Raw genomic sequence first — 22,341 nt, forward strand, 5'->3', positions numbered from 1 at the left:
TCGTCCTCGGACCCGGGCCGTTTTTTTATGCCTGGCGCCCGACCATGCCGCACTCTTCACCGAGCCGCAGGGCAGGTGGACGTAGGGGCGTAGGTGGGGCGTAGGGTGGGCTTCAGCCCACCGCTCTCCCTCGGGTTGCACCCAACTATCGAGGGGAGCGAGCTCCCGATTCGGGCGCTACTCCCACCTCCCGGCTCAACCAATCGAAGAACGCCTTCACCGGCGGGTGCCGCTCGCGGCCCGGTACGCAGAGGGTGGAGTAGCCCGCGCCCTCCACGCTGATCTCCGGCCGGTAGGGCACCAGCAGGCCGCTGGCGACGCTTTCGGACACCAGGATGGAGCTCGCCAGCACCAGCCCCTGGCCGGCGATGGCTGCTTGCAGGGCGTAGTGCTCCTCGTCGTATTCGCGCTGCGGCGCGGTCTCCAGCAGGCGCTGCTCGCCGGCGGCCTGGCACCAGGCCTTCCAGCCCAGTTCGTAGAGCTGCGCGTTGCGCCAGCGGATGGTGATCAGCGTCGGCTGGCGGTTGCCCAGCTCGGCCACCAGCGCCGGCGAGCCATAGACGCCGAAGCACTCGTCCAGCAGGCACTGGCTGTGCAGGCTTGGGTAGCTGCCGACGCCATAGCGGATCACCAGGTCGATGCTGGCGTCCTGGTGCAGGTCCACCAGGGTGTTGCTGGTGTCCAGGCGCAGGCTGATGGCCGGGTGCGCGGCATAGAAGCGCCCCAGGCGGGGGATCAGCCACAGCGCAGCGAAGGCCGGCGTGGTGGACAGGGTCAACTGGCCGCCGCTGCGTTGCGGGCGCAGTTGGTCGAGGGTCTGGGTCACGTCCAGCAGGGCCCCGTGCAGGCTGCCGAACAGCTGCTGGCCGCAGGCCGTCAGGCGCACGCTGCGGGGCAGGCGCTCGAACAGCGGTGCCCCGAGCCAGCCTTCCAGGCTGCGGATCTGGTGGGACACGGCCGTGGGCGTCACCGCCAGCTCTTCGGCGGCGGCCTTGAAGCTCAGCAGGCGCGCGGCGGATTCGAAGGTGCGCAGGGCGGTGAGGGGCAGGTTGGCGAACATCTGGGCTCCACGGATGAAATGGATTCATCCCGATGAACTATCGGTCATTTGTCCAGAAATACGGCTGGGCCTAGCTTAGTGCCTGTGTTCAGGCCCGTCACCGGCCTCGAAGAAATGACCCGAACCCAGGAGCCACAGATGAACCGCATTCTCTCGATCCAAGGCAGCCCCCGTGGCGAACGCTCCCACTCGCGCCGCCTGCAGGACGCCTTCCTCGCCGCCTGGCAGGGCCAGGACGCCGCTCGCCAGGTGACCCACCGCGAAGTCGGGCGCTCGCCCATCGCCCCGGTGACCGAGGGCTGGATCGCCGCCGCCTTCCACCCCGAACCGGAGAACCGCACCGAGGTGATGAAGGCCGACCTGGCCCTCAGCGATCTGCTGGTGGACGAGCTGTTCGCCGCCGACCGCCTGGTGATTTCCGCGCCCATGTACAACTTCGGCGTGCCCAGCGGGGTCAAGGCCTGGGTCGACCAGATCGTGCGCATCCGCCGCACCTTCGATTTCCACCCCGACCGTCCCGGCAACCCCTACACACCGCTGGTGCTGGGGCGCAAGGCGCTGATCATCACCACCCGTGGCGACCACGGCTACGGCCCCGGCGGTGTCAACGCCCACATGAACCACGCCGACGCCTACCTGCGCACCGTGCTGGGCTACATCGGCATCACCGACGTGACGGTGGTGGCAGTGGAGAACGACGAGTTCGGCGGCGACGCCTTCCAGCAGTCCTACCAGCGCGCCGAGCGCGCCCTGGTGGAACTGGCCGAGGTCTTCTGAGGAGGTCGCCATGGCCTGGTTGTTCCTGCTGATCGCGGCGTTCTTCGAGGTGCTCTTCGCCATGAGCATGAAGTACGCCAACGGCTTCACCCAACCGCTGCCCAGCACCCTGGTGGTGCTGGCGGCCACCGCCGGCATCTACTTCCTGACCCTGGCCATGCGCGTGCTGCCGGTGAGCGTCGCCTACCCGATCTGGACCGCCATCGGCACCCTCGGCACCGTCATCCTCGGTGTGGCGCTGCTGGGCGAATCCATCACCCCGATGAAGCTGCTGTCGGTGGCGCTGATCATCGCCGGGGTGGCGGGGTTGAAGTGACACCAGAAGCCAAGGGGCGGCGGATGGGCTCCACCGGTGTGGTGGAGGTCGCTTTTTACCTCCACCAGACGGAGTTGGGCGTGGCACGCCCTTCGCGAATGAATTCGCTCCCACAAGGGCGGCGCTGGGCGACTGAAGTCGCCCCTACGGGAGGTTCCTCTTCGCAAGGCACGGCCATTGCCCTAAGCTGCCACGCTTTCCCATCCCCCATCGAGGCGTTTACGTGAGCTCCCAAGACCCCCTGCACGGCATGACCCTGGCGAAGATCCTCGAGGAGCTGGTCGCCAAGTACGGTTGGGACGGGCTGGCCAAGCGCATCGATATCCGCTGCTTCAAGAGCGACCCGAGCATCAAGTCGAGCCTGACCTTCCTGCGCAAGACGCCCTGGGCGCGGGAGAAGGTCGAGTCGCTGTTCATCGACGTGCGCCGCCGCCAGGAGTGAGCCCTCAGAGCCGGCTGGCCTGCACCGAGGCTTCCGGCATCTGGCAGAGGGTGGCGCGGCCCGGCTCCAGGTAGGGCTGCAGGATCGGCGCCATGCCCTTCATCACCTGCACCGGCAGCGCCGAGGTGAAGCGGAAGTTCGATGCCTGGCTGCCTGCCACATAGGCGGTGAGGGTGCCGAAGTGTCGGGGCCCCAGGTAGAAGACGAAGGTGGCGGTACGGTTCAGTGCCTTGGAGCTGATCACCTGGCCGCTGCGCCCCACCGTCTGCAGGCGGTTGTCACCGGTGCCGGTCTTGCCGCCCATCACCAGCGGCTTGCCGTCGGGCTGGGTGAAGGTGCCTTGCAGGCGCCGCGCGGTACCGGCATCCACCACTTGCGAGAGCGCTTCGCGCAACGCCGTCGCCACTTCCGAGGCCATCACCCGCTTGCCCGGTGCCGCCGCGTGACTGAGCAGGGTTTCGTAGGGCGTGTCGGCGGCGAAATGCAGGCGGTCGATGCGCACCGTGGGCAGGCGCACGCCGTCGTTGACGATGATCCCCATCAGCTCCGCCAGGGCCGCCGGGCGGTCACCCGAGCTGCCCAGGGCGGTGGCCAGGGAGGGCACCAGGTGATCGAAGGGGTAGCCCAGCTGGCGCCACTGCTGGTGGATGTCGAGGAAGGCTTCCACCTCCAGCATGATGCGGATGCGCTTGTCCCGGGCGTTCTTGCGCTGCGACTTGAACAGCCAGCCATACACCTCGCTGCGCGGCCCGCCGCTGGCTTCCACCGCCTCGCGGTAGGTGGCCTGCGGGTGGCCCTGCAGGTAGGCCAGCAGCCACAGCTCCAGCGGGTGCACCCGCGCCACGTAGCCCTGGTCGTTGAGGTTGAAGGCACCGGGGCCGTAGCGGTCGTACAGCTGGTTGAGGCGCTTCTCGCCCAGGGCCTCGTTGGGCAGGCGCTCGCGCATGAAGGCGGCGAAGGTCGCGCGGTCGGCCTGGGGCTGCAGGTAGCGGTGGATGGCCGCGAGGCGCGAGGCCCAGGGGCGCAGGCCATCGAGGAAGGTGGCCATGCGCTCGTCGGCGTCCTTGCCCTTGTACTTGTTCCAGAAGCGCAGCAGGTAGGTCTGGCTCTCGCGGGAGACGAATAGGTCCAGGTAGCCCTGGCGGCGCGGGTCCTTGTCGTCGGAGAGCAGCGCCACCTTGCCGCCGTCGGGGCGGTAGATGTCGTGGCGCACGATGTCGCGCAGCAGGCGCACGAAGGGCAGGTTGATCGACTCGCGCAGGGCGTCGCGCAGGGTCGGCATGCGGCCGTTGTCCTCCTTGCGGAAGTTGCTGAAGGTGTGCAGCCCGCCGCCGGTGAAGAAGCTCTCGAAGGGGCTGGCCGAGTAGGTGCGATCCAGCGCCGCCGCCAGCATCGGCGCCAGGCTGCGGTCGTTGGTGGTGGCCAGGTAGTCGAGGGCCCAGCGGCTCAGGGCGTCCAGCGGGTCGACCTGCACCTTGCGCAGCTCCGCCGCCGGCATCTCGCCGTAGTGGATATGCAGCGCGGTGATGTAGTCCAGGTAGGTGGCCAGCACCCGCAGCTTGGCGGTGGAGCCCAGCTCCAGCTTGCTGCCCTCGTTGATGTCGAAGGGCTGGTCGGTGTTGTCGGTCTGCACCCGCACCTGGTTACCCGAAGGCGTGCGCTCGAAGAGGGTGAAGCTGTAGCGCACCTCGCGGGTCTTCTCCGGCGACAGCAGGCGCTCGCCGAACAGCCCGGCCTGCTCGGCATAGGCCGGCTCGGCGAGGTCGTGCAGGTAGGTGGTGACGGCCTGCTGCAACTCACCCTGCAGGCTGCTGCTGGCGGCCAGGTCGAGGCGGTCGAGGTCGTAGAGCGGCATCTGCAGCATGCTCGACAGGCGCGCCCGCGCCAGGCTGATGCCCTTGTTGCCTTCGATGCGCGACAGCGCCGGCTCCTGCTGCAGGTCGCGGAAGCCCAGGCGTGCCTCCAGGGCCGCCTGGCCCAGGGCCGGGCGCAGTACGCCGGCGTTGCCCAGCAGGCGCAGGTGGCTGTCGGTCAGCGCCTCCAGCTCCTCGCGCCCGCGTGACAGGTAATAGGAGGGGCGGCGCTGGGCGATCATCAGCGACACCACCTGGCGCAGCGCCAGGCCCCGTGCCTGCAGGTGTTCGGGCTCGTCCTGGTCCTCGGCCAGCAGGCGGTTCACCTGCTCGAAATCGGCGCCGTACCAGACCCGCAAACCATCGGCCATGCCGTGCACCTCGCCATGGCCCGGCACGGCGGAGAGCGGCACGCTGTTGAGGTAATCGAGCACCACGTGCTGGCGGGCGGCCAGGGTTTCCGGGCCGCCGCGGTAGGCGCGCACGCTGGCCGAAGCCATCTGGCGGATCTTCTCGCCGGCCGAGAGGGTGAGGCCGGAGGGCGAGTGGCGGTACTTCTCCAACTGGGTCGCCAGGGTGCTGCCGCCGGCGCTCTGCCCGGGCATGTCGAGCACCTTGCCGGCCTGGCTCAGCGCCGCCTTGACGAAGCGCGGCCAGTCCACCGCCGGGTTGGCCAGGGGCTCGTCCGCCAGCAGGTAGCGGTTCTCGATGAACAACAGGCTGCTGGTGAGCAATGGCGGGATGGCGGAGAAATCCGGGTAGAGCTGTTGTGGGTAGCTGAAGCGGTACAGCGGTTCGCCCCGGCAATCGGTGATGTCGATGCCCGCCTGGACCTTCTCCCGGTACGGCGGAAACAACCCGTGGCGGCTGTACTCCATCAGCTCCGGGGAGAAGCGCACCTGCTGGCGGATGGCATAGCCGCGCTGGTCCAGGCGCTGCAGCATCGGCGGCAGGTAGACGTAGCCCAGGCGCTTGTCGAAGGGGCCGTCGTGGGGGTAGAGGATGGCATCACTGGGGCCTTCCTCGAGGCTGTAGTTCAGGGTCGCGGCATAGCGGGTGATTTCGCGGGATTGGAGCCAGGAGCTGCGCATCTCCTCGCGGGCGGCGAGGGCGATGGCGACACCGGCCAGCAGCATCAGGGTCCAGAACGTCAGGCGGTGTTTCTTGCGGCGGGAGCGGCCAGACCGCAAGGTGACCTCGTTGAGGCTACCTTTCGGTATCTCGGTGGACGATGCGTCGGTTTGCCATAAAACGCCCATGATCGATGGCCTGGCTGGCGCGTTACCGCTCTTGTACAAAGCGTAGTTGCTGTGTAACGCAGCGCGCCCCGAAACGACGTAAAACAGGGTGATGGGCCATGCCAGACGATAACCGGCAGCAAATAGACCGCAGTTGGCGCGCCAATGCCGCCGCCTGGACCGACGCCGTGCGCGGGCAACGCATCGAAAGCCGTCGCCTGGCCACGGACGGGGCCATGCTCGATGCGCTGGTGGCGCGGGCACCGCAGCGGGTGCTGGACCTGGGCTGCGGCGAAGGCTGGTTGTGCCGGGCCCTGGCCGAGCGGGGCATTGCCACCCTGGGCGTGGATGCATCCCCCGCGCTGGTGGCGCTGGCGCAAGCGGCGGGTGGCGACTTCGAGTGTTGTGATTACCAGGGCCTTATCGAGCAGCCCCTGCGCTTCGGCCGCTTCGATGCGGTGGCCTGCAACTTCGCCTTGCTGGAAGAGCACCTGCAGCCCCTGCTCACGGCGATAAGCCAGGCATTGGCAGCGGGCGGCGCGTTGCTGCTGCAGACCGTCCACCCCTGGACGGCGACGGGCGAGGAGGGCTACCGCGATGGCTGGCGCCTGGAGACCTTTGCGGCCTTCGACGGGGCCTTCGCCGAGCCCATGCCCTGGTACTTCCGCACCCTGGAATCCTGGCTGGCCCTGCTGGGGCGCAGCGGCCTCGTGCTGGAGGCGCTGCACGAGCCCCGTCATCCCGACAGCGGGGTGCCGCTGTCGCTGCTGCTCATCGCCCGCCCTCAGGGCTGAATGCGGTAGAGGGTGCGGGTCACCCCGTAGTCGGGGTTGGCCAGGCGCACGGGCGTGGGTGTGGCCTGCGGCGGCTTGCGCTGGTTGAGGCGGTTGCTCAGGTCCAGCCAGGCTGCCAGGGCCGACATCAGCAATACCCCGGCGCAGGCCAGCGCCACCTGGCCCACGGCATTGAGCCCGTAGAGGGTGGCCACGGCGTCCGCCAGGGGTGCCAGCAGCACGCTGAGGCAGAACACTTCCAGCGAATGCATGCCCATGCGGCACACCTCGCGGGCGGGCCAGCGGGTCAGCCAGTCGGTGCGCGGCAGCAGCACGGCCACGCAATAGGCGAGGGCGAGGAAGTGCAGCAGGCGCATGGGCGAGAGGTCGGTCTTGTCTAGTGGGTAGAGCACATCGCGCACCACCATGGGCATCCAGGCGTCGTGCAGGCCGGGCACCTTCCAGCTCAGGGCGACCACCGCGCTGAACACCAGGTAGCCGGCGGCGGCGAAGAACAACGGCGACTTCCAGGTGGCCGGCGGTGCATCGGCCGGCCGCGTCTGCGCATGGCGTGCGGCCACGCCGCCGAGGACGAAGAGGAACTGCCAGGCCAGCGGATTGAAGAACCATTCGCCGCCCGGGTGCGAGCTAAGGTTCCACCAGGGTGCACACAGGTACAGCGCGCCGGACAGCGCCAGGGCGGCGAAGCTCCAGCGCATCAGCAACGGCAGGATCAGCGGCAGCCCGGCCAGCAGCACCACGTACAGCGGCAGCGGGTCCATCAGGTTGGGCTTGAAGCGCAGCAGCAGCTCGTCGATCAGTGCCTGCTGCGGGTTGGCGAGGAAGTAGTCCAGGCCCATCTCGTTGATGAAGTTGCGGCTGTCCACATGGCTGTTGGTGAAGAACACCATGCCCATCAGCACCGCCAGCAGGAAGATGTGGGCCACGTACAGCACCCAGACCCGGCGCAGCACCCGCAGGCAGGCCACCGCGTAGCCGTCGCGCAGCAGCAGCTTGCCGTAGGCGAGCACGGCGGCGTAGCCGGCGAGGAAGACGAAGATCTCCGCCGCATCGCTGAAGCCGAAGTTGCGCGGCGTCACCTGGCCCAGCGGGTTGTGCGGAATGTGGTCCCAGAAGATGAACACCAGGGCCAGCCCACGGAAGAAGTCGATACGGAGGTCGCGTCCTGTCTGCATGGCGGCATACTCGCGGCAAGTCTCTCGCCCGGGCTGGGCGAACGATGGGTCCTGAAGTTCTGACTGTGCGCCCGTGGCGAGTTTCCCCATGCAAGACCAACGGTCGTGCACGGCCCGACGCGTGGCTTTACCGCTGCGGCGGGAAGCCGCACTATCCGCGCGTTTCGATGCGTGCTTTCAAGGAGAGAAGATGAGTAAGGCGTTGCTGGTCGTGGACATGCAGGCGGGGCTGTTCCTCACCACCCCGGAACCCTGGCGCGCCGGGGATATCCTCGAGCGCATCAACCGCCTGGCCGATCGCGCCCGGGGTGCCGGGGTGCCGGTGATCTACGTGCAGCACGACGGCGAGCCGGGCAGCGAGCTGGAGCCCGGCTGCATCGGCTGGCAGCTGCACCCGGGCCTGGAGCGCACCGAGAACGACTGGGTGGTGCGCAAGACCGCCTGTGACGCCTTCTTCGAGACCGAGCTCAAGTCCACCCTGGAAAAGCTGTACGTCACCGACCTGGTGGTGACCGGCTACGCCACCGAATTCTGCGTCGACACCTCCATTCGCCGCGCCGCCAGCGAAGGCTTCAACGTCATCCTGGCCAGCGACGCGCACACCACCCGTGACCGGCCGCACCAGCGCGCCGAGGCGATAGTCGCCCACCACAACTGGGTCTGGAGCGAATTCATCCAGCCACGGAACCCCATGCGCCTGCAGCAGGCCGAAGAGATTCACTTCTGAGGAGAGACACCATGGGCCGCATCACCTTTCCCGACGGCACCGCCGTGCCCGTCATCGGCCAGGGCACCTGGCACATGGGCGAGCGCCCCGACCAGCGCGCCCGCGAGGTTGCCGCATTGCGCCTGGGCCTGGAACTGGGCATGAACCTGATCGACACCGCCGAGATGTACGCCGAGGGCGGCGCCGAGCAGGTGGTGGGCGAGGCCATCGCCGGGCATCGCGACGCGGTGTTCCTGGTCAGCAAGGTGTACCCCTGGAACGCCAGCCGCCAGGGCGTCGAGCAGGCCTGCGAACGCAGCCTCAAGCGCCTGGGCACCGACCGCCTCGACCTCTACCTGCTGCATTGGCCGGGTGAGCACCCGCTGGAGGAAACGGTGGAGGGCTTCGAGCGCCTGCGCGAGCAGGGCAAGATCCTGCGCTGGGGCGTTTCCAACTTCGACCAGGCCGACCTGCGCGACCTGCCGGCGGGCTGCGCCGCCAACCAGGTGCTGTACAACCCTGAATCCCGCGGCATCGAGTTCGACCTGTTGCCCTGGCAGCAAAGCCAGCGCCTGCCGCTTATGGCCTACTGCCCGGTGGGGCAGGGTGGCAGCCTGCTGCGTGACGCGGCGCTCGTCGAAGTCGCCCGCCGCCACGACGCCACCCCGGCGCAAGTCGCCCTGGCCTGGGCCCTGCGCCAGGACGGCGTGATCGTCATCCCCAAGGCCGTCGACCCGGTGCACATCAAGCAGAACGCCAGCGCCGGCGAGCTGCGCCTGAGCGCCGACGACCTCGCCCTGATCGACCGTGCCTACCCGGCGCCGACCCGCAAGCAGCGGCTGGACATGGTCTGACCGCACCAACCCGCAGATTGGCGCCGAGCGCAGCTGTGTAGAGTGGGCGTGGGGGGGGGCGTAGGGTGGGCTTCAGCCCACCGTTTTTCGTCGGCCGGCTCAAGGCTTGGCTGATCACCAAGCCTGTCACCGAGCCTTGAGATGGGTCTGGCGGCGTTCCGCGAGCGAAGCGAAACCCATCACCCTGGAGCGATCTCCCGGTCCTATCCGGCCAATCCGAAGAAGCGTCTGTCGCCCAGATTCCTATTGTCCTACAGCTCCCATAGACTCGCGGCTCAGATACCCAAGGAAGGATTTCCATGAATCGCATGCTGTGGACGCTGTTGGGCCTGTCTGGGCTGGCCATGGGTGCCTGGGCGCAGGACACCGCGACGCCGGACCCGCTGCTGGATGCCCCCGCTGCGTCGGCCGCGACCGCCGGCAGCGGTGCCCGTGGTGTGCTGCGGGCGCAGGACCAGGCCGTGCTCGCCAGCGAGCTGGCCGGGCGTATCACCGAGATGCCCTATGCCGAAGGCCAGGCGTTCAAGAAGGGCGAGGTGCTGGTGCGCTTCGACTGCAGCGCCTACCAGGCCCAGCTAAACGCCGCCAACGCCGCCACCCGCGCCGCCCGTGAAGAGCTGAAGAACAAGCAGCAACTGGCCGCGCTCAATTCCGTCGGCCGCTTCGAAGTGGCCCTGGCCGAGGCGCGCCAGGCGCAATCCCAGGCGGAAGCCCAGGTCTACCAGGTGCAGGTGCAGCGCTGCCAGGTCAAGGCACCCTTCGATGGCCAGGTGGTCAGCCGGCGCGTACAGCCCCATGAAAGCGTGCCCAGCGGCGCGCCGCTGCTGGAAATCGTGGATAACCGCACCCTGGAAATCCACCTGCTGGTGCCGTCGCGCTGGCTCGGCCGGCTCAAGCCCGGTGAAACCTTCGAGTTCGTTCCCGATGAAACCGGCCAGCCGTTGCAGGCCAAGGTCAAGCGCCTGGGCGCACGCATCGATGAAGGCAGCCAGACCCTGCTGCTGATCGGCGAACTGCCGAGCGAGGCCGCCGGCCTGCTGGCCGGCATGAGCGGCAGCGCGCGATTCCCGGAGACGCGATGAACGCGCCGCTGCCCGGGCTGGCCGAGCGCATCTTCGCCAGCTTCCTCGGCCTGGAATCCCAGGCCCGCCAGGCTGCCAGCACCGAGCAGCTGGCCTTCGCCATGGTCAACGATGGCCAGCCGCTGTTCGGCTACCGCCACGCCGCGCTGCTGATCGCCGGCAAGGTGCAGGCGCTCACCGGCATCAGCGTGGTGGAGCCCAATGCCCCCTTCGTCGCCTTCGTCGAACGTGCCGCCGGGCGCTTGCTGGCCCAGGGGCTGGCGGATACGCCGGGCGCCGTGGACCCGGAGCGGCTGGACGAGGCCGCCCGTGCCGACTGGCAGGCGCTGTCCGCCGCCCAGGCGTTCTGGCTGCCGCTGAAGGACCGCAAGGGCGAGGTTTTCGGCGGCCTGTGGATCGCCCGTGACCAGGCCTGGAGCGAGGCCGAGCACGCACTGCTGGTGCAGCTCGGTGGTACCTATTCCCATGCCTGGCTGGCCCTGCAACCGCGCAAGCCCTGGCGCATGCGTTGGCCGAAGAAGAAGCTGCTGGCCCTGGCCGCCGTGCTGGCCCTGGTGCTGCTGGTGCCGGTGCGCCAGTCGGTGCTGGCGCCCGCCGAAGTGGTGCCCCAGGGTGGCCGCGTGGTGGCCGCGCCGCTGGACGGGGTGATCGCCGAATTCCTGGTCAAGCCCAACCAGACCGTCGCCGCCGGTGACCTGCTGGTGCGCTTCGACGCCACCAGCCTCAAGGCCCAGGCGGATGTCGCCGAGCGTGCCCTGGGCGTGGCCGAGGCCGAGCTCAAGGCCAACACCCAGCGCGCCTTCAGCGATGCCGAGTCCAGTGCCCGTATCGACCTGCTCGCCGCCCGTGTCGAGCAGAAGCGCGCCGAGCGCGACTACGCCAAGCAGTTGCTGGCCCGCAGCGAAGTGCGCGCCGAGCGGGCCGGCATCGCCGTGTTCGCCGATGCCGAGCGCATGACCGGCCGCCCGGTGCAGACCGGCGAGCGGCTGATGCAGATCGCCGACCCGGCCCAGGCGGAGCTGCGCATCGAATTGCCGGTGGGCGACGCCATCGCGCTGCAACCCGGCGCCGAAGTGGCGCTGTTCCTCGACAGCGACCCGCTCAACCGCCATGACGGCCGCCTGGAGCGTTCCGCCTACGAGGCCCAGACCACCGCTGCCGGCCAACTGGCCTACCGCCTGGACGCGGCCTTCGTCGAGGCGCCACCGCGCATCGGCCTGCGTGGCACCGCCAAGCTCTTCGGTGATCGCGCGCCGCTGGCCTATTACCTGCTGCGCCGGCCCCTGGCCGCGCTGCGCCAGAGCCTGGGCTTCTGATGTTGCCCGCCCTGCGCGCCGACCTGCAGCTGTCGCCGGCCGCCCCCGGGCTGGACGGCGCACCGCAATGGACCCTCGCCGACCCCCTGCGCGGGCGCTACTTCAAGCTGGGCGCGGCGGCCGTGCGCCTGCTGCGCCACTGGGCCCTGGGCGACCCCGGGCGGGTGCTGCAGGCGGCCAACGGCGAACCGGGCGAGCCCCTGGGTGGGCCCGAGCTGGAGGAGATGCTGCGCTTCCTGCGCGGGCATGACCTGATCGCCGCCCTGGATGCCGAGCAGCGCGACAGTTACGCGCGCAAGGCCGGCGCCCAGAAGCAGGGCCTGTGGCAGAGGGTGCTGCACCAGTACCTGTTCTTCCGCATTCCGCTGTGGCGCCCGGACGCCTTTCTCAACCGCGCCTGGCCGGTGCTGGAGCGCCACGGCCCCTGGCTGCTGCGGCGCGGCTTGCCGCTGGTGTTCGTGCTGGGCCTGTTCCTGGTGGCCCGGGACTGGCAGCGCTTCCTCGCCACCTTCCCGCACCTGTTCAGCATGGGCGGCGCCCTGGCGTTCGGCATCGCCCTGACCTTCGCCAAGCTGTGCCACGAGTTTGGCCACGCCTTCATGGCCAAGCGTGCCGGCTGTCGGGTGCAGAGCATGGGCCTGGCCTTCATGGTGCTGCTGCCGATGTTCTACACCGACGTCAGCGACGCCTGGCGCGTGCGTGACCGCCGCTCGCGATTGCTCATCGGCGCCGGCGGCGTGCTCGCCGAGCTGGTGCTGGCGGTGCTGGCGCTGCTGGCCTGGTCACTGCTGCCGGATGGCCCGCTGCGCACGGCGGCTTTCATGCTGGCCAGCGCCACCTGGATCACCACGTTGCTGATCAACCTCAACCCCTTCATGCGCTTCGACGGCTACTTCCTGCTCACCGATCTCTGGGGTGTGGATAACCTGCAGAACCGTGCCTTCGCCCTGGGCCGCTGGCGCCTGCGCGAGGTGCTGTTCGGCTACGGCGAGCCGGCCCCCGAGCCCTGGTCGCCGACCATGAGCCGACGCCTGCTGCTGTGGAGCTATGGTTCCTGGCTGTGGCGCGCGGTGCTGTTCTTTGGCATCGCCCTGGCGGTGTACCACCTGTTCTTCAAGGTGCTGGGCATCTTCCTCATGCTGGTGGAACTGGTGTGGTTCATCGGCTTGCCGATCTGGAAGGAACTGGGCGAATGGTGGCAGCGCCGCGAGCAGGCGGACCCACGCAAGGTGCTGCTCACCGGGGTTGGCCTGCTGGCGTTGCTGAGCGTGCTGGTGGTGCCCTGGCGTGGCTCGGTGGAAGTGCCGGCCATGCTCGAGGCCGCCCGTGCCAGTGCGCTGCATGCGCCGGTTGCCGCGCGGCTCAAGGCGCTGCATGTGAGCGACGGCCAGGCGGTGGAGCAGGGCGCGCTGCTGCTGGAACTGGAGTCGCCGGACCTGGACTCGCGCCAGGCCATCGTCCGCCGCGAGATCGAGATCCTCCAACTGCAGCTGCGCCGCCAGGCCGGCCGCAGCGAGACCGCCGCCGATGTCGGCATCCTCGAACAACGCCTGGCCGAAGCCGTGGCCGAATACCGCGGCCTCGCCGCCCAGCGTGAGCGCCTGCAGATGCGTGCGCCCCGTGCCGGTGTGGTACGCGACCTGCAACCGGACCTGGAGCCCGGCCGCTGGCTGAGCCCGCAAGAAGCCCTGGCGCGGGTGGTGGAGCCGGGCCTGCGCCTGCGCGGCTACCTGGCCGAAGAAAACCTCTGGCGCGTGCAGCCCGGTGCCGAAGGCCGCTTCATCGCTGACGACCCGGCGCGCCCGGCCGTGCCGGTGCGGCTCGACGAGGTGGACACCACCGGCGTCGCCAACCTGGAACTGGAGGCCCTGAGTTCCGATCACCACGGCCCCATCGCCGTGCGCCGCGATGCGCAGAAGCGTGCCGAGCCGGTGCAGGCCCAGTACGGCGTGCGCCTGAGCCTACTGGACGAGGCCGTGCACCCGGCCCAGCCCCTGCGTGGCGTGGTGGTGCTGGACGGCGACCGGCAATCGCTGCTGGGCACGGCCTGGCGCCGGATGGCCGCGCTGGGTGTGCGGGAAAGTGGCTTTTGACGCGCGTGGGCGGGCCGGCTGAGCCCGGGGCCCGGTCGTAACGGCGCGAAATCGATAACGAGGAGCAAGGACGTTCCATGATCCCCTTACCCATCTGTTCGCAACTGCCCCTGGCCATCGAGCTGCCGCCCCTGCTGGCGGCGCTGGCTCGGGTGCCGGGCACGGCCTGGCAGCATCACTTCAACACCGGTTACTACGACGGCGACTGGAGCGGGGTGGCCCTGGTCGCCGCCGAGGACGCGCCCCTGCCTCTCGCCCCGGGCCAGGGCGCGCCACGGCGCACCGACTGGTGGCAGGGGGAAGCGGCCTGGGAAGACCTGCTCGGCTTATTTGGCGAGAGCGTCCGCAGCGCCCGCCTGCTGCGCCTGGGGGCAGGGGCGCGCATCCATGAGCACCGCGACTACGACCTGGGCCAGCCGGGGGCCGACCTGCGCCTGCATGTGCCCTTGCTCAGCCCGCCGGAGGTGGAGTTCCTGGTGGAGGGGCTACGGGTGCCGATGCAGCCCGGGCAGTGTTGGTTCATCGACCTGTCCCGGCCCCACCGTGTGGATAACCACGGCACGAGCGAGCGCGTGCACCTGGTGCTCGACTGCCGCCCCGATGACTGGCTGCTGAAGCTGGTCGCCCAAGGCCTGCCCGGCACCCCGGCCTTGTTGCCGGGGCGTGCGATAGCGGCGTTCGAGCGCTTCCGCCAGTTGGTCGCCAGCGATGCCGGCCTGGCGCGGCAGCTGCAGGCACTGAGCGAGCCGGAGGCATTCATCCGGGCAACGGTCGAGCTGGGCGCTGCTGCCGGGCTGGTGTTTTCCGAGTCGGAAGTGAAGGGCGCCATGCGCCGGGGCAAGCAGGCATGGAGCGACCAATGGCGGGTGTGAACGAGGTGGATTTCAGCGGTTGGCTGCCGGTTCGCGCCTGGCAGCGGGAGGGCGATTGGCGCCTGGATTGGTGCTGGTTCGGCGAACAACGCCTGACCCGGCCCTTCTTCCGTGACGATGTGGAACTGGCCCTGCGCCTGCCCTTCAACCAGGCCTTTCGCCGCGAAACCGACCTGCAGGCGTTGCTGGACTGGCAGGCGGCGAGTCCCGGCCTGACGCCCACGGCGCTGATCTTCCACGCCTCGCGCTGCGGCTCGACGCTGATGGCGCAGATGCTGGCGGCGCTGGAGGGCAATATCGTGCTCTCCGAGCCGCCACCGCTGGATGCCTTGCTGCGCGCCCATTTGGTGGCGCCGGGCGCCGCCGCGCAGCAGCCGGCCTGGCTGGCGGCGCTGCTGTCGGCCTATGGCCAGCGCCGTCGCGCTGACGATCGCCACCTGTTCATCAAGCTCGATGCCTGGAACCTGTTCGAGGCGCCGTTGCTGCAAGCGCTCTACCCGGACACGCCGCGCATCTTCCTCTACCGCGACCCGCTGGAGATCGTCGTCTCGCAACTGCGCCAACCGGGCATGCACCGGGTGCCGGGCCTGCTCGGGCCCTCGGCGCTGGACATGCCCCTGGACGACGCCTTGCGGCTGTCACCGGCCGAATACGCCAGCCGCACGGTGGGCGCCATCCTCCAGCAGGGCCTGGTGCTGTGCCGGGAGCAGGGGGCCGTGCCGGTGAACTACAGCGAGTTGCCCGATGTGCTCTGGGGGCGGCTGGCGCCGCTGTTCCGCCTGCACGAGGCGGATGTGCCGGCATTGCGTGATATCGCCGCGTTCGATGCCAAGCAGCCGTCGCTGTGGTTCAGTGCCGATACCCAGGGCAAGCGCGAGGCCGCTGACGAAGGGCTTCGCGAAACGGTGGAAAACTGGGCGGGCGAGGCCTACAGGGCGCTGGAAAAATGGCGCCAGACAGGGGGTGTAGAAGAAAGTTCCTGCACGGGTCCAAGAATGTGACTACCGTCTATCCGGATGGTGGCGATTGACTATGCACTTCAGTTACTCTCCGACCCACTAGTCGCATAGTGGCAAAACAATACGGACCGGTCCGGCACCTCGCCGCGGCAGCACGGAAGCCAACAAGGAAGCCCCACGTCATGCGTTCCCCCGAGTTGCATCTTCGGCCCGCCGAGGAGGCCGATCTGAGCTTCCTGCGTGGGCTTTATGCAAGCACCCGCGCCCAGGAAATGGCCCTGACCGGCTGGACCCAGCCAGCCATCGAAGCCTTTCTCGACCAGCAGTTCGATGCCCAGCACCGCTACTACCAGGAGCACTACCAGGGCTCCGATTTCTCCCTGATCTGCCAGGGCGAACAGGCCATCGGCCGCCTCTACGTCTTCCGTGGCCCGACCACCCTCAACCTGATCGATATCTCCCTGCTGCCCGAATGGCGCGGCCAGGGCATCGGCACCCGCTACCTGCAGGCGCTGACCGACGAGGCGGATGCCGGCGGCACGTCGATCCGCCTGTTCGTCGAACCGGCCAACCCCGCCAAGCGCCTCTACGAGCGCTTCGGTTTCGGGGTCACCGGTTCCAACCACATCTACCAGCAGATGCACCGCGAAGCCGTGCCCGCTCTGGCGGTACCAGCATGAGCCAGGTACCCAGTCTCGAAGACTTCGAACGCCACCTGCAGCAGCCCTGGCAACTGCGCTGGGACGAGGGCGAAGGGGTGGCCATCACCCTGGTGGAAGCCTACGAAGGCGTGGCGATGAGCGCCCGCTACCACTGCTACAGCGCGATTTTTGCCCAGCCTGAGGGGCTCCAGCTGCCCCAGCACGGCTATCGGCTGCGCAGTCCGCAAGGCGAGGAGTGGGAAGTGGTGCTCACGCCCATCGGGCCGGATGAGGAAGGCGAACGGCATCTGTTGCAGGCGCTGTTCCATGTGAAGCGGCCGAAACCGGCCGAGGTTCCGCTCTAAGAACAACACACAACAGTGCCGCGTGCGCGGCTGCATCAAGGAGAGATAGGCAATGAGCGATCCATTCATGGGCGAAATCCGCATGGTGGGCTTCAACTTCGCGCCAAGGGGCTGGGCCACCTGCCAGGGGCAGGTCATCGCCATCCAGCAGAATACGGCGCTGTTCTCGCTGCTGGGGACCGTCTATGGCGGCAACGGCCAGACCACGTTCCAGCTGCCGAACTTCAGCAGCCGCAGCCCGGTCGGGCAGGGGCAAGGCCCTGGCCTGTCGTCCATTACCCTGGGGGAAGTGGCGGGTAGCGAAAGCATCACCCTGACCATCAACCAGATGCCGATCCACAACCATGTCGTCACCGTGTCCGCCGTCACGGGCACCGCTCAGGTGTCGGTGCCTGCCAATGCCACGTCGACCGCTGCGGTCGCTGTACCGGGAGCGACCACGGTGCTCGGGCCGATTGCGGCAGGTGGCCGTCCGGGCACCCTCTACACCGCAGACGCGGCCACTACCAACCTGGCGCCTTTCTCGGCCGCCGTGTCCTGTGGGGCGCCCACCGCGACCTGCAGCACTGCGGGTGGCAGCCAGCCGTTCGGCCTGCGCAACCCGTATCTGGGCACCAACTTCGTCATTGCGCTGGAAGGCATCTACCCGTCGCGCAACTGATCCGCATCGCGGGTCTGTAACCGGAAAAAGGGGAAAGCCTGGCTTTCCCCGATTTTGAAAGCTGTAGGAGGCTCATATGTGGTGGACAAAGACTGCAACGGCACAACCGGCCAATCTGCCGGCCAGAAGCGCACTGGCCATGGCGCTGGAGCCGCGCATGCTGTTCGACGGCGCGGTCGCCGCCACCGTCGCGGAAACGGCTGACGCTCAGCCCACCGCCGATGCCTCCCACGACCCGGCGTCCACCCAGGACACCCATTCGAGCACCGACACCCTGGCGGCCACGCCGACCGGCACGACGGACAACCGCCAGGAAGTGGTGTTCATCGACAACCAGGTCAAGGACTACCAGCAACTGATCAGCGGCCTGAAGCCCGGCACCGAAGTGGTGGTGCTCGACGGCAGCAAGGACGGCCTGCAGCAGATTGCCGACTACCTCAACGGGCGCAGTGGCATCGATGCCATCCACATCATCAGCCACGGCGATGTGGGCAAGGTGCAACTGGGCAATGACTGGCTCGACAGCAGCGACCTCGCCAGCCGCAGCACCACCCTGAACGCCATCGGCCAGGCGCTGGACAAGGATGGCGACATCCTGCTGTACGGCTGCCAGGTGGGCGCGGACGGTGCCGGCCGTGACTTCATCACTGGCCTGGCCAATGCCACCGGCGCGGATGTCGCCGCCTCCAACGACCTGACCGGCGCCGCGAGCAAGGGTGGGGACTGGGTACTTGAGGTCAACCAGGGAAGCGTTGAAACGGCAGCTCTGGACCTTGCCAGTTATGGGAATGTCCTGGCGGCCTTTACCGACAATCTCAGCGATGCCAGTGCCGTCAACGGCGTTACCAGCTTTACCCGGACCCTGGGCGGTGTCTCCTACACGTTCACCTTTACCAGCACTGGTGAGGGTGGCGACTTTGTCTGGGAGGGCGCCAATGGCGCTGGCGGCAGTGCTTCGATAAACATGCGATCCGGAAGCGCCAGCGGTTCTATGGAGCTTGTCACCATCGCTCGGACGGACGGACAGGATTTCACATTCAGCAGTATCTTCATTGACAACGCTGGCGGTGAGATCACAAACGTCCGAGGCTATCTCGATGGTGTAGCGGTCGGGACCAACCAGTCCATGGCCCAAGGGGCCTCCGGCGTTCTGAGTTTCGGCAGTCTCCGGGTCGACCAGGTGCAGATCACTTCCCTGGACTTCTTCAACACCAACTTCGATGATTTCACCGGCGATACGGCACCGCCCAACGCCACCCCCGTCATCACCAACCTGAACGGCGACAGCGTCGCCTGGGCCGGGGTCGGTAATACGGTCACGCTCGACGCCAGTGGCAATGCTTCGTTCAGCGATGCCGAGTTCGGTGCACTCAATAGCGGCAACGGCAACTGGCTGGGCGCCACCCTGACGGTGCAAAACTCGGGCACCGCTGTCTCGACCGACATCTTCGGGTTCAACACCGCAGGCGCGAACTTCACCATCAGCGGCAACGCGCTGCAGTCGGGCGGGCAGACCTTCGCCACCTTCACCAATACCGGCGGCGTGCTGACCATCAGCTTCACCAGCAGCGGCACCACTGCCACCACCGCCCTGGTCAACGATGTGGCGCGGCATATCACCTACCGCAGCGACACCCCGGCTGGCGATGCCACCATCCGCTTCAGCATGAGCGATGGCACCTCGACGGCAACGGCGAACACCACGGTCACCAGCGACACCATCTACATCACCAACACCACCGATACCGCCATCATCGACCGTTCCAACGGCGTGAGCTTCAGCGAGGCGGTGGCCATTGCCGCGGCCGATGGCACCGGCAGCCAGACGCTGATCTTCACCAGCGCGTTCAGCAGCGGCATGAGCCTGGCCGGCAACCTGGCGATCGCCGAGAGCCTGACCATCAACGCCGACTCGGCCAATGGCCTGATCATCAACGGCAGCACCATCACCCTGGGCGGTGGCACCACGCTGAACTTCACCAACGCCAGCGGCACCGTCACCATCGGCAGCACCCTGGCGGGCACCGGTTCGCTGAGCAAGGGCGGTATCAGCGGCACCCTGGTGCTGGCCAGCGCCAGCAACGAAACCAACATGTCCGGCGGCATCACCGTGACCGGCGGCAGCCTGCAGGTCAGCAACGACGATCACCTGTCCTCCGGCACCCTGACGCTGAACGGCGGCACCCTCACCAATAACTCGACGACCTTCACCATCGATAACGCCATCGTCATCGGCGCATCGGGCGGCACCATCAACGTGAGCGGTGGCGGCGGGGCGACCCAACTCAACCTGTCCGGCGTGATTTCCGGCAGCGGCACACTGGTCAAGAACGGCCAGGCGATCCTGCAGCTCGATGGCAACAACACCTACACCGGTGCCACCAACGTCACGGCCGGCACCCTGATCCTCAACCATGCCAATGCCTTGGGTACCACGGCGGGTGGCACAACGGTGGCGGATGGCTCCAGTGTGCGCATCAATGGCGGGTTGACGGTGGCCGAAGCCTTCACGGTCAGCGGTACCGGCAAGACGGTGAGCGCCGTGGACTACGGCGCGCTGCATCTGGTCAGTGGCAGCTCCACCCTGAGCGGCAATGTCACCTTCACCGGCGACACCAACATCAGCGCCGCCAGCGGTTCCACGCTGACCCTGAGCGGCGCACTGGGCGGTGGTGCCTATAACCTCAACAAGACCGATGTGGGCACCTTGATTCTGTCCAACGCCGGCAACGAGGCGGGCCTCACCGGTGGCACCACCATCACCGCCGGCACGCTGTCGGTCGCCAACGATGACTACCTGGCCGCCGGCACCCTCACGCTGAACGGCGGCACGCTGGCCATCACCGGCGCGACCACCATCGACAACGCAATCACGGCGGCCTCCGCTTCCACCATCAGCGCCACCGCCAACGCCACGCTGAGTGGTGCCCTCAGCGGTGCCAATGCGCTGACCAAGAACGGCGCCAGCACCCTGACCCTGGCCGGCACCAGCAGCGGCCACTCCGGTGCCCTCAACATCACCGCGGGGGGCGTGACCCTGAGCGGCGGCTCGGCGCTTGGCGATACCAGCGCGGTGACCCTGTCCTTGGGCACCACGCTGACGGTATCCAGCGCCGAGGCCATCGGTTCCCTGGCCGGCGCGGGCAGCGTGGTGCTGAATGGCGCGCTGACCATCGGCGGCGACAACACCAGCACGACCTATACCGGCGTGATCTCGGGCGCGTCCGGCCTGACCAAGGTCGGCAGCGGTACCCAGACGCTCACCGGCGCCAACAGCTTCACCGGTGCCACCAGCATCTCCGCCGGCGGGCTGACCATTGGCTCCGGCGGCGCCCTCGGCAACGACAGTGCGGTGACGGTGAGTTCGGGGGCGACGCTCACCGTAGCCACCGCGTCGCTGGCAGTCGGCTCGCTCGCGGGCGCGGGCACTGTTTCCATTGGCGCCAACACCTTCACCAGTGGCTCCAACAACAGCTCGACCACCTTCTCCGGCGCCATCAGCGGCTCGGGCACCTTTGGCAAAGCAGGCAGTGGCGTCCTGACGCTGTCCGGCACCAACAGCGGCAGCTCGGCGGCTATCCTGGTCAATGGCGGCATGCTGGCCGTCGCTTCCGATGCCAACCTGACCAGCGGCACCGTCACGCTCCAGAACAGCAACCTGCGCGTCACCGGCGCCACTACCATCGATAACAACATCGTCCTGACCGGTGGCTCCGGCGGCATCGTCGCCGATGCGGCCGTAACCCTCAGCGGTGTCATCAGCGGTGGCAGCCTGCTTGCCAAGTCGGGCACCGGCACCCTGACGCTCACCGGCACCAACACCTACAGCGGCGCCACCAGCGTGACCGCCGGCAGCCTGATCGTGGACGGCGCGCTGTCCGCCACCTCCGGGGTGTTCGTTTCCAGTGGGGCGACCCTGGGCGGTAGCGGCAGCATCTTCGCCAGCAGCTCGACCAATACTGTCACGGTGCAGAATGGCGGCACCCTGTCCCCGGGCAATGGCGGTGCGGGTGCCCTGACCGTCAACGGCAACCTGCTGATGAACAGCGGCAGCACGCTGGCGCTGGACATCAATGGCACCTCGGCCGGTACCCAGTACGACCAGGTTATCGTCAACGGCACGGTCGATGTCAGCGGCGCCACCCTGGCAGTGACCCATGCCTACGCCGCAGGCACTGGCGACAGCTACAGCATCATCGTCAACGATGCCGCCGATGCGGTGACCGGGACCTTCAGCGGCCTGTCCGAGGGCGGCGTGGTGACGGCCGGTGGCAACGCTACCCCGCTGACGGCCAGCTACATCGCGGGTACCGGCAACGACTTCACCCTCACCGCGCCCATCGCGCCGCGGGTGACCGACGTGTCGTCCAGCACTGCCAACGGCACCTACAAGATCGGCGACACCATCACCGTCACCGTCACCTTCGATACCACCGTCGACGTCACCGGAACGCCCAGGCTGCAGCTGGAGACCGGTGCCATCGACCGGACGCTCGACTACGTTTCCGGCTCGGGCACCAATACCCTGACCTTCAGCTACACCGTCCAGGCCGGCGACAGTTCCGCCGACCTCGACTACACCTCCACCTCGGCCCTGACCCTCAACGGCGGCACAATCAAGGATGGTTCCAGCCGCGATGCCGTCCTGACCCTGCCCGCCCCCGGCGCCGCCGGTTCCCTGGGGGCCAACAAGGCCCTGGTGGTGGATGGCGTGCGGCCGGTGGCCAGTAGCATCGTGCTCGACGACACGGCGTTGAAGGCCGGCGAAACCGCCACCGTCACCATCACCTTCGCCGAAGCGGTGACGGGGCTGGATGCGGGCGACCTCACCGTGGCCGGCGGCACCATCGGGGCCCTGAGCAGCGCCGATGGCGGCTTCACCTGGACCACCACCTTCACCCCGACCAGCAACCTCACCAGCGGCACCAACGTCATCACCCTGAACAACGCCGGTGTCACCGACCAGGCGGGCAACGCTGGCGATGGCTCCACCAGTTCGCTCAACTACACGATCGACACCCAGTTGCCGACGGCCACCATTGATGTCGCCGATACGGCGCTGAAGGCCGGGCAGACCACCATCGTCACCATCACCTTCAGCGAAGCGGTGAGCGGGCTGACCACGGGCGACTTCACC

Annotated in this window: 18 protein-coding genes; 15 read left to right on the forward strand and 3 right to left on the reverse strand. The window is 68.2% G+C overall.

Annotation, left to right across the window (positions count from 1 at the left end):
- Window positions 1–145: 145 nt before the first annotated feature.
- Complete coding sequence (locus OEJ36_RS24190; RefSeq protein WP_263403680.1) at window positions 146–1,060, reverse strand: LysR substrate-binding domain-containing protein; 915 nt, start codon at window positions 1,058–1,060, stop codon at window positions 146–148.
- A gap of 138 nt (window positions 1,061–1,198) precedes the next feature.
- On the opposite strand from OEJ36_RS24190, the gene OEJ36_RS24195 reads away from it, so the two are divergent.
- The 3 genes from OEJ36_RS24195 to OEJ36_RS24205 all read left to right on the forward strand — a co-directional run bounded on the left by OEJ36_RS24195 (window position 1,199) and on the right by OEJ36_RS24205 (window position 2,595).
- The gene (locus tag OEJ36_RS24195) at window positions 1,199–1,837 is read left to right on the forward strand and encodes an FMN-dependent NADH-azoreductase (protein ID WP_263403681.1); all 639 of its coding nucleotides are present in this window, start codon (window positions 1,199–1,201) and stop codon (window positions 1,835–1,837) included.
- A gap of 10 nt (window positions 1,838–1,847) precedes the next feature.
- A complete protein-coding gene (locus tag OEJ36_RS24200) occupies window positions 1,848–2,153 on the forward strand; it encodes a DMT family transporter (protein WP_263403682.1) in 306 nt (101 codons plus the stop codon).
- Window positions 2,154–2,376: 223 nt separating this feature from the next.
- On the forward strand, window positions 2,377–2,595 hold the full coding sequence (locus OEJ36_RS24205) for a VF530 family DNA-binding protein (protein WP_021222097.1): 219 nt from the start codon (window positions 2,377–2,379) through the stop codon (window positions 2,593–2,595).
- Window positions 2,596–2,599: 4 nt separating this feature from the next.
- Here OEJ36_RS24205 and OEJ36_RS24210 read toward each other — a convergent pair whose 3' ends face one another.
- Window positions 2,600–5,707, reverse strand: coding sequence for a transglycosylase domain-containing protein (locus tag OEJ36_RS24210; RefSeq protein ID WP_411861049.1), 3,108 nt, complete (start codon window positions 5,705–5,707; stop codon window positions 2,600–2,602).
- A 98-nt stretch (window positions 5,708–5,805) separates the two neighbouring features.
- Between OEJ36_RS24210 and OEJ36_RS24215 the strand changes: the two genes are divergently transcribed.
- The gene (locus tag OEJ36_RS24215) at window positions 5,806–6,480 is read left to right on the forward strand and encodes a class I SAM-dependent methyltransferase (RefSeq protein WP_263403683.1); all 675 of its coding nucleotides are present in this window, start codon (window positions 5,806–5,808) and stop codon (window positions 6,478–6,480) included.
- On the opposite strand, the gene OEJ36_RS24220 is transcribed toward OEJ36_RS24215, so the two are convergent.
- Window positions 6,471–7,655: an OpgC family protein gene (locus OEJ36_RS24220; protein ID WP_263403684.1), complete on the reverse strand. Its 1,185-nt coding sequence runs from the start codon at window positions 7,653–7,655 to the stop codon at window positions 6,471–6,473. The two genes, OEJ36_RS24215 and OEJ36_RS24220, sit on opposite strands and share 10 nt — an antisense overlap.
- A gap of 190 nt (window positions 7,656–7,845) precedes the next feature.
- Here OEJ36_RS24220 and OEJ36_RS24225 point away from each other — a divergent pair, with 190 nt between their 5' ends.
- The 11 genes from OEJ36_RS24225 to OEJ36_RS24275 all read left to right on the forward strand — a co-directional run.
- Entirely contained in the window at window positions 7,846–8,382 is a 537-nt protein-coding gene (locus OEJ36_RS24225; protein ID WP_263403685.1) for a cysteine hydrolase family protein, read from the forward strand.
- Window positions 8,383–8,393: 11 nt separating this feature from the next.
- Window positions 8,394–9,215 carry an aldo/keto reductase gene (locus OEJ36_RS24230; protein WP_263403686.1) on the forward strand — a complete coding sequence of 274 codons (822 nt, stop codon included), beginning with the start codon at window positions 8,394–8,396 and terminating at the stop codon, window positions 9,213–9,215.
- Window positions 9,216–9,514: 299 nt separating this feature from the next.
- Window positions 9,515–10,297, forward strand: a complete 783-nt coding sequence (locus OEJ36_RS24235) for an efflux RND transporter periplasmic adaptor subunit (RefSeq protein ID WP_263403687.1) — start codon at window positions 9,515–9,517, stop codon at window positions 10,295–10,297.
- Entirely contained in the window at window positions 10,294–11,613 is a 1,320-nt protein-coding gene (locus tag OEJ36_RS24240) for an efflux RND transporter periplasmic adaptor subunit (protein ID WP_263403688.1), read from the forward strand. Before OEJ36_RS24235 ends, OEJ36_RS24240 begins: the two co-directional genes overlap by 4 nt.
- Window positions 11,610–13,706 (forward strand): HlyD family efflux transporter periplasmic adaptor subunit, encoded by a 2,097-nt coding sequence (locus OEJ36_RS24245; protein WP_263403697.1) that lies wholly within the window; start codon window positions 11,610–11,612, stop codon window positions 13,704–13,706. The genes OEJ36_RS24240 and OEJ36_RS24245 overlap by 4 nt, the downstream gene beginning before the upstream one ends.
- Before the next feature lie 77 nt (window positions 13,707–13,783).
- Window positions 13,784–14,578 carry an aspartyl/asparaginyl beta-hydroxylase domain-containing protein gene (locus tag OEJ36_RS24250; protein ID WP_263403689.1) on the forward strand — a complete coding sequence of 265 codons (795 nt, stop codon included), beginning with the start codon at window positions 13,784–13,786 and terminating at the stop codon, window positions 14,576–14,578.
- Complete coding sequence (locus tag OEJ36_RS24255; RefSeq protein WP_263403690.1) at window positions 14,566–15,579, forward strand: sulfotransferase family protein; 1,014 nt, start codon at window positions 14,566–14,568, stop codon at window positions 15,577–15,579. The genes OEJ36_RS24250 and OEJ36_RS24255 overlap by 13 nt, the downstream gene beginning before the upstream one ends.
- A gap of 140 nt (window positions 15,580–15,719) precedes the next feature.
- Window positions 15,720–16,217 (forward strand): GNAT family N-acetyltransferase, encoded by a 498-nt coding sequence (locus OEJ36_RS24260; protein WP_263403691.1) that lies wholly within the window; start codon window positions 15,720–15,722, stop codon window positions 16,215–16,217.
- Window positions 16,214–16,543 (forward strand): DUF6916 family protein, encoded by a 330-nt coding sequence (locus OEJ36_RS24265; RefSeq protein WP_263403692.1) that lies wholly within the window; start codon window positions 16,214–16,216, stop codon window positions 16,541–16,543. The genes OEJ36_RS24260 and OEJ36_RS24265 overlap by 4 nt, the downstream gene beginning before the upstream one ends.
- A 52-nt stretch (window positions 16,544–16,595) precedes the next feature.
- Window positions 16,596–17,204, forward strand: a complete 609-nt coding sequence (locus OEJ36_RS24270; protein ID WP_263403693.1) for a phage tail protein — start codon at window positions 16,596–16,598, stop codon at window positions 17,202–17,204.
- Between the two features lie 76 nt (window positions 17,205–17,280).
- Window positions 17,281–22,341 (forward strand): DUF4347 domain-containing protein (locus OEJ36_RS24275; protein ID WP_263403694.1); only part of this gene is annotated, 5,061 nt, incomplete at its 3' end.

The organism is Pseudomonas sp. PDM13, from assembly GCF_025685765.1.
GTDB classification, from domain to species: Bacteria; Pseudomonadota; Gammaproteobacteria; order Pseudomonadales; family Pseudomonadaceae; genus Metapseudomonas; species Metapseudomonas solani.